Here is a 7,427-nt window from a genome sequence, read left to right as displayed (position 1 = left end):
CTCGCCCTCGCCCTCGCCCTCGCCCTCGCCCTCACCCTCACCCTCACCCTCACCTTCGCCTTCGCCTTCGCCCTCGCCCTCGCCGCCAATCGACAAACTTTCAAGTGTTTCCCCGCGATCAAAGGATACGGCCAGTCCTGATGCGGTCGTGATATAGAGCATCTTCGGGTTATACGCGTCACGGCGCACCACGCCATCATCGGGAACGGGCTCCGACTTCGCGCCGCGCGGGATAGCTTCCCAGGTGCCCTCATCGCCCTTGAAGACACTGGCCGCACGGCCAAAATAGATCTCGTAGGCCTCGGGCAGCCCGGCCCACTCGATGGTTCGACCAGCCCCGCCGGGCACCCCCGTGTCCACCACCGTCCAGCCGTTGCCGTCGTCCCCGTCCGTAAACGCGACGACGCTGGTCGGGCTTTCACCGCCGGTTTGCCCTCCCAGAAACAGCCGTCCATCGGGGCCTATGCCAAACGCGCTCCACGTGGCCACCTGCACCGCCACCGGCAGCGCGATGGACTCAAACGTGGTAATGGCCGTGAAGCTGGCCAGCGGCACGGAAGACCGAAAAATCTCCCGGTCCATATCATAGAAATAGACATGCTTATTTGCCGGATTGCCCGCGATCAGATAGGGGCCCGTGCCAAAGAGCGTCGCCGGGGAGACCGGTCCGTCGGCGTAAAATCCTGTTGCGCGATCAATTTGCCCGAAGTGCACGGCGTTGCCCGTGGTGTATACGAGCGTGCGGTCCTGAACCAGGATGCGGCCGCCGACGGCGCCGCCGGCGTATTGGCGCAGACTGCCCGGCGTCAGGGTGCCGCCCCAGAGCCCGGATTCATGGGCAAAAAAATAGGCGCCGGAAACGTTGTCCACCGCAAAGGAATCAATCGCGCCGAAGCCCGCCTCGGCCCCAAGATCGGGCACAGCCGCGAAGGCGCCAACAATCGGCGGGTCAAGGGTGTGGTCCACCGGCGCGTACACCAGGGAATTGGGCCCGGTGGTGGCGGCCAGCGTGTAGTAGGCCTCGTAGCCCTTTGCGATCTGCGCGATGCTTTCCAGGGCCATGGACTCGATCCAGGTGACCCGGCCGACCTGCACAGCCTTGGAGATCTGGGTGATGCCCTGCGAGCCCGCGCAAAACGAGAGCAACACACCGCACAGCGCGGCCAATAACTGGAGGGTACTGCTTGCCTTGCCCATGAACTTCGTTTCTTCTCTACACGCCGCACCGGGGAGATCGCGGGGCCACCTGGCCAGCACCCGGTAAACACGCACCACGGAAAGTGTACCTTCGGGCGGGCCGGATGTCCATTCTGCAAAGGAATACGCTCCCTGAGGCCGGCGGGGCGCCGACCTACCGGGTTGGGCCCGGGCGGGGCCGCGTCTTTCCGGCGTCCTGCGAGGTTTTCCCCTCAAGACAGTCCCGATCTGCCTTCCACCACGTCTCTTATGTGCCCCAGCACGCGCCCGTGGATTTTGTGGATGATTTCGTCGGAAACGGCCCCCCAGTAGGCGTTGGGCCAAAGGTTCTGGTGATACCAGGTCGTCCCTTCCAGGAGCACCGTGCCGTCGGCTTGCGCGGTCAACTCAAACTGACCGCGCTCGGAAACCATGAAGCCGTGGAGGTGGGGCGTGTCTATATCGCCCCAGAAGGACCACTCCTTCATCGGCAGCGGGTTCTCCACCACGTCGAAGGCGAGGCGATGGGGCGCTTCCCACGCGGTGATGGGCTCCACGAAGTCGCCCGTGTTGAAGGTGCAGCGCCGGATCGCGCCAACGCCCGTGCCTTCGATGGTCGCGCGAATGGGGTAGGCGATGCCATAGTCGAAGATGCCTCCGGGGGCCGACGTGATCTCAGGGAAAGCCACGACCGTTTCCCAGACCTTCGCGATGTCCCCCCGGACCACCACGCTGGAACGGACCTCGCGGGTGGGCGGGTGGGGGAGAAAGCGGGGCTCCACTGTGAGCGCGATCGCGAGCGGAAGTATCACCAGGGCTGTGGTGTTGGCCTTCGGCCCCCCTCCGCCGCCGCAGCCCCGGACATGAAAGCAGTTTTCGACCCAGGGAATGACGCCGGTCGCGATCAGGGCAATCACCGCCCCAAGCGCGGCGAAGAAGACCATGATGGGGGCCGCCATGACCAGGCAGATGAAGCCCTCGAAGCCCGTGGCCAGGAACAGCAGGCCGCCGATGGCCACGGGAATCAGACTGAGCCCCACGCCCCACCCGAAGGTAACGCGGGCGGGCCGCGATGCGATCAGGACCGCGAGGAAGCCGCCGGCCGCGGGGAGTACCTGGAAGAGCGTGAAACCGTAATGACCGACCCATTCGGTGGCGAAAAGTCCGAACATGAAGAGCAACAGGCTAACGGCAAGCAGACCGGCGACGCATGGGCGGGTGAAGGGATGCGGGCTCATGATAACCTCCTCATTTGTTGAACATGTTCATTTTATCTTGCCCGGAGGATCTTGTCAAGAAAAGTGAACGGGTTCGGTTTTTGTGGCGCCCTGGGACGGATACGTCCGATAGGACCGATAAGACGGATGGCAGATTTCATCGGTCCTATCCGTCCTATCCGTCTTATCCCCCGCGGAACCTTCCACCCCGCCGCAAGGTATTAATGCCCCACGCCGCTGTGGCATAATTCTCCCCTCAACCCTAAGTCGGCCCGCCGGTTGTGTTTCGTCGGGCCGAAGCGCGTGTTTTTCCCGCTTTTCATCGGGATAATCCGTGCGACCACAACCGAAGGACGACCTGGTGGACAAAATTCTCATTCGTGGCGGCAAGGCACTCAACGGCACCGTTCAGGTGCGCGGTGCAAAAAATGCCGCCCTGCCCCTCATGGCCGCAACCCTGCTGGCCGAAGATACCTGCGTGCTGCACAACGTACCTTGTCTGCACGACATTTTTTCCATGGACAAGCTGCTGGGCGACATGGGCGTGGGCATCGATTTCACGGGCCGCTCCATGACGCTGGATCCGAAGTCGATCAACAAACCCGAAGCGGAATATGACCTCGTGCGTCGCATGCGGGCCTCCTTCTTCGTGCTCGGTCCGCTGCTGGCGCGCTTCGGCAAGACCAAGGTGTCCCTGCCCGGCGGATGCGCCATCGGCGCGCGACCGGTGGATATCCACCTGAAAGGGCTGGAGGCCCTGGGCGCTTCGATACGCATAGAAGAGGGGTATGTGCTGGCGGAAGGCAAGTTGACCGGCGCAAACCACGCCATGGACTTCCCCAGCGTGGGCGCCACGGAGAACCTGATGATGGCGGCGACGCTGGCGGAGGGCGTGACGCGCCTGACGAATGTGGCGCGCGAACCGGAAATTGAAGATCTGGCCCTGTTCTTGAATTCCATGGGCGCGCGCATCTCCGGCGCCGGCACGGACATGATCACCATCGTCGGTGTGGATGCCCTGGGCGGTGCGGAGCACATTGTGATGCCCGACCGCATCGAGGCGGGCACCTTTCTGGTGGCGGGCGTGGCGACCGGCGGCGACGTGACCGTGGCGAATGCGAATGCGGATCACCTGCCGAATTTCCTGAAGAAACTGCAGGAGGCGGGCGCGGAGGTGGAGACCCACGGCAACAAGATCCGCGCGGCGGCCCCCAACGGCATCAACGCGGTGGATATCACCACGCTGCCCTACCCCGGCTTTGCCACGGACCTGCAAGCCCAGATGATGACCCTGTTGACACGGGCCCGGGGCGTCAGCCGAATTAAAGAAACCGTATTCGAAAATCGTTTCATGCAGGTGGCGGAGCTGGCGCGCATGGGCGCGGACATCAGCCTCGACGGCAACACCGCCATCGTGCGCGGCGTGGAGCAGCTCTCCGGCGCGCCGGTGATGGCGTCGGACCTGCGGGCCAGCGCCGCGCTGGTGATTGCCGGATTGATGGCGAAGCAGGGGGAGACGGCGATTTCGCGAGTGTATCATATTGACCGCGGCTACGAGCGGATAGAAGAACGGCTCAGCAGCCTCGGCGCGGATATCGAACGGGTGCGGGAGTAGACAATACTGCTCTGGAAATATATTAGAGAGGCCATAAAAATGTCGAAAAGGCCTTTGCCAAACCGGGAGCTTACCCCCCTGGCCCCCCGCAAGCGGGGGGAACCTTGCGTGTCAAAGTGAGCCTCCTGGTCCTCCCCGATTGCGGGGGGGGAAGGGGGGTAAGACTTGCGCGCGAGGCCGCCTTCGAAAAAAATATTCTGGACAGGATACCGTATGAAAGAATTCGTGGTTACAGACGACGCCTCCTTCGAGAAACTGAAGCGGCAGGTGAGCCAGCACGGCGACAAGCAGACGATGGGCCAGTTGATCCAGGATAAACTGGATCAGACCCGCTGGATTGTGGAGGCCGTGCGCAAAGAGGGCGACAAGGCCTTGGCCGATCTCACGCAGCGCTTCGACGGCGTGGAACTGGAGCCGGGCCAGTTTGAGGTGACGCACGCCGAGATCGAAGCGGCCCTCAAGACGGTCGAACCGCGCATGATCCAGATCCTCAAGCGGGCCTACGAAAACATACACAGCTTCCACAGCAAGCACCTCCGCGAATCCTGGGAAGAAACCTATGACGACGGCACGGTCCTCGGCCAGCGCATCACGCCCATCGAGAGCGCCGGCGTTTATGTGCCCGGCGGCAAGGCCTTCTATCCCTCGTCGGTGTTGATGAACATTGCCCCCGCCCGCGTGGCCGGCGTGAAAGAGATCATCATGGTTTCGCCGCCCTCCTACAAGGGCGGCATCCACCCCGTGGTGCTCGCGGCGGCCCGGATTGCCGGGGCCACGCGCATCTTCCGCATCGGCGGCGCGCAGTCCATTGCCGCGTTGGCCTATGGAACCGAGACCGTCCCGGCCGTGACCAAGATCACCGGCCCGGGCAACACCTTTGTCACGGCGGCCAAGGCCCTCGTGCGCGGCGTCGTGGAGATCGACAGTGAAGCGGGCCCTTCGGAAGTGGTCGTGCTCGCGGACGATCACGCCAACCCCAACTACGTGGCGGCGGAACTGCTCGCCCAGGCGGAGCACGACGAAGAGGCCATGGCCGTGCTGATCACGCCGTCGGCGCGCCTCGTCGAGGCCGTAAAGAAGCGGCTCGAAGAAGAGACGGCCCGGCTGCCCCGCAAGACGATCATCGAGCACTCGCTATCGCACTGCGGCGTGCTGATCCAGACGCGTACCATGCAGGAGGCCATCGATCTGACCAATCTCTACGCCCCCGAGCACCTCAGCGTGCAGGTGGAGTATCCCCGCAATCTGGTGGACAAGATCAGGCACGCCGGGGCCATCATGCTCGGCGCGATGACCCCCGTGGCCGTGGGCGATTACTACGCCGGGCCCAACCACATCCTGCCCACCGGCCGGAAAGCGCGCTTTGCGTCGCCCCTTACCGCGGAAGATTTCCGCAAGACGACCAGCGTGCTCTATTACTCGAAGGAACGGCTACACAAAGACGCGGCCGACATCCGCGCCTTCGCCGAAGCCGAAGAATTGCAGGCCCACGCCCGCTCGATTGAGGTTCGCCAGTGAAGTACCAGCGAGAATTGTTGAAGCCCGTGGAGGGCTACGTGCCCGGCGAGCAGCCCCAGGGCCGCCGCTTCGTAAAGCTCAACACCAACGAAAATCCCTACCCGCCCTCGCCCCGCGTGAAGGAGGCGCTGGTCAATTTCGATCTCGACCGCCTGCGGAAATACCCCGATCCCGTCTTTCGCGAGTTTCGCGAGATCTGCGCCTGGCGCTACGGCTACGAAAGCGCCGACTGGATCATCGCGGGCAACGGCATGGACGAGTTGCTGGCGTTGGCCCTGCGCACCTTCGTGGATCCCGGCGACGACGTGCTGGCGATGTACCCCACCTACACGCTCTACGAGGTGCTCTGCGCCCTCCACGGCTGCAACTTGAAGTACGTCGATCTCGGCGAGAACTATGAACTAACCGAGGAGTTCTTCAACACACCCGCGCGCCTGTGTTTCTTCACGCGGCCCAACGCGCCCACGGGCGTGGCGGCGAGCCGCAAGGAAGTAGAGCGATTCTGCGCCGGGTTCGACGGCATCGTGGTCATCGACGAAGCCTACGCCGACTTCGCCGACGACACCTGCATCGATCTGCCGAAGCAATTCGACAACGTCATCGTCATGCGGACCTTTTCCAAGTCCTTCAGCCTCGCCGGCATGCGGATCGGCACCGCCGTGGCCAATCCCGCCATCATCAACGAATTCCTCAAAACCAAAGACTCCTACAACATGAACGCCATCGCCCAGGCCGTCGGCATCGCCGCCATGGACGACTACGCCCACATGGAGATCTCCGCGGGTAACGTCTGCGTCACCCGCGAGCGCGTCCGCGAAGAACTCATCGCCATGGGCTTCGACGTGCCCGATTCCCAGACCAACTTTTTGTTGGCCCACTGGCACGGCCAGCCCAATGCGAAGACGATCTTCGAACAGCTCCGCGAGAACGGCATCCTCGTGCGCTACTTCAACTACCGCAGGCTGGAAAACGCGCTCCGCATCACCATCGGCACCGACGAGGAGTGCGACGAACTGCTCACGGCCCTGCGGGGGATGTTGTAAGAAAACCGCCAAGGCGGCATTGCGCCACCCCCGGGAAATGACCGCCTGCCCACCCACCGCCGGTCAAGGAAATGGCCTTCGCGCGTCTGCGGCGGATCCCTTCAAACCGAAAGGACTCGCCACCCATCTTGTCCTGGCCGGGCCCCGTGTTCGTCGGGCGCCATCGGACGAACCATAAGAAAACGGCGCATCCCCATTCCGGAGATGCGCCGTTGATTTGATTAAATTGAGATTGGTTACTGAGCGGCGGGAGCGGCCGGGGCCTCGGCGGCGGGGGCTTCAGCCGGCGCAGGGGCTTCCGCGGCGGGAGCCGGCGTCTCTACGACCGGGGCAGCCGCGGGCGCTTCAGCGGCGGGCGCAGCGGCGGCAGGCGCGGCGGCGGGGGCCTCGGCGGCCGGCGCGGCGTTGAACAGATCGTCGATGCTGCTTACGCCACCGCCGCTGTTGTTCTGGGGCACAACACCCGTGTCTTCCACGAGGGAAGGCGCCACACTGCTGCCCAGATTGCCGGACAACATGGACATGGCCAGGGACAGGGTCATGAAGATCCCGGCCATGGTATAGGTAATCTTCTGGGGAAGGCTCTTGGACGAACGGGGGCCGAATACGGCATCCGCGCCACCGGGGCCCGCGCCAAACGCGCCCGCAAAGCCCACGCCCTTGCCCTTCTGGAGCAGCACAATGACGATCAGAAAGATGCAGGCCGGCACATAAAGAAACAACAACAGATACCACACGGTATTCCAACTAAAAATCGTATCCAGCATGTTACTTAATTTCCTCTGCGATACCGGGGTCGCAACCGTGTCCGGCCTTCCCGACGTTTTTGGCCGGCGACGCACTGTCACCGCACCAGAA

At 63.4% G+C, this 7,427-nt stretch carries 6 protein-coding genes; 3 read left to right on the top strand and 3 right to left on the bottom strand.

Annotation, left to right across the window (positions count from 1 at the left end; translation table 11 throughout):
- Together JNK74_23420 and JNK74_23415 are read right to left on the bottom strand one after the other, a co-directional pair.
- Positions 1-1,275 (bottom strand): hypothetical protein (locus tag JNK74_23420; protein MBL7649138.1); only part of this gene is annotated, 1,275 nt, incomplete at its 3' end.
- Positions 1,276-1,409: 134 nt separating this feature from the next.
- Entirely contained in the window at positions 1,410-2,414 is a 1,005-nt protein-coding gene (locus tag JNK74_23415) for a hypothetical protein (protein MBL7649137.1), read from the bottom strand.
- Positions 2,415-2,754: 340 nt separating this feature from the next.
- On the opposite strand from JNK74_23415, the gene murA reads away from it, so the two are divergent.
- The 3 genes from murA (at position 2,755) to hisC (ending at position 6,569) form a co-directional block, all read left to right on the top strand.
- Positions 2,755-4,008 (top strand): UDP-N-acetylglucosamine 1-carboxyvinyltransferase, encoded by a 1,254-nt coding sequence (gene murA / locus JNK74_23410; protein ID MBL7649136.1) that lies wholly within the window; start codon positions 2,755-2,757, stop codon positions 4,006-4,008.
- 213 nt (positions 4,009-4,221) lie between these two features.
- A complete protein-coding gene (hisD, locus tag JNK74_23405) occupies positions 4,222-5,526 on the top strand; it encodes a histidinol dehydrogenase (GenBank protein MBL7649135.1) in 1,305 nt (434 codons plus the stop codon).
- The gene (gene hisC, locus JNK74_23400) at positions 5,523-6,569 is read left to right on the top strand and encodes a histidinol-phosphate transaminase (protein ID MBL7649134.1); all 1,047 of its coding nucleotides are present in this window, start codon (positions 5,523-5,525) and stop codon (positions 6,567-6,569) included. The genes hisD and hisC overlap by 4 nt, the downstream gene beginning before the upstream one ends.
- A gap of 236 nt (positions 6,570-6,805) precedes the next feature.
- Here hisC and secG read toward each other — a convergent pair whose 3' ends face one another.
- Positions 6,806-7,306: a preprotein translocase subunit SecG gene (gene secG, locus JNK74_23395; protein ID MBL7649133.1), complete on the bottom strand. Its 501-nt coding sequence runs from the start codon at positions 7,304-7,306 to the stop codon at positions 6,806-6,808.
- Between the last annotated feature and the right edge of the window lie 121 nt (positions 7,307-7,427).

This window comes from Candidatus Hydrogenedentota bacterium, from assembly GCA_016791475.1.
Lineage (GTDB): Bacteria > Hydrogenedentota > Hydrogenedentia > Hydrogenedentales > JAEUWI01 > JAEUWI01.
This window is presented reverse-complemented; position numbering and strand designations above follow the sequence as displayed.

What these genes read in the sequence shown, in the direction of transcription:
- JNK74_23415 (MBL7649137.1), bottom strand. Translation starts at nt 2,414, where the DNA reads ATGAGCCCGCATCCCTTCACCCGCCCATGCGTCGCCGGTCTGCTTGCC.
- hisD (MBL7649135.1), top strand. Translation starts at nt 4,222, where the DNA reads ATGAAAGAATTCGTGGTTACAGACGACGCCTCCTTCGAGAAACTGAAG.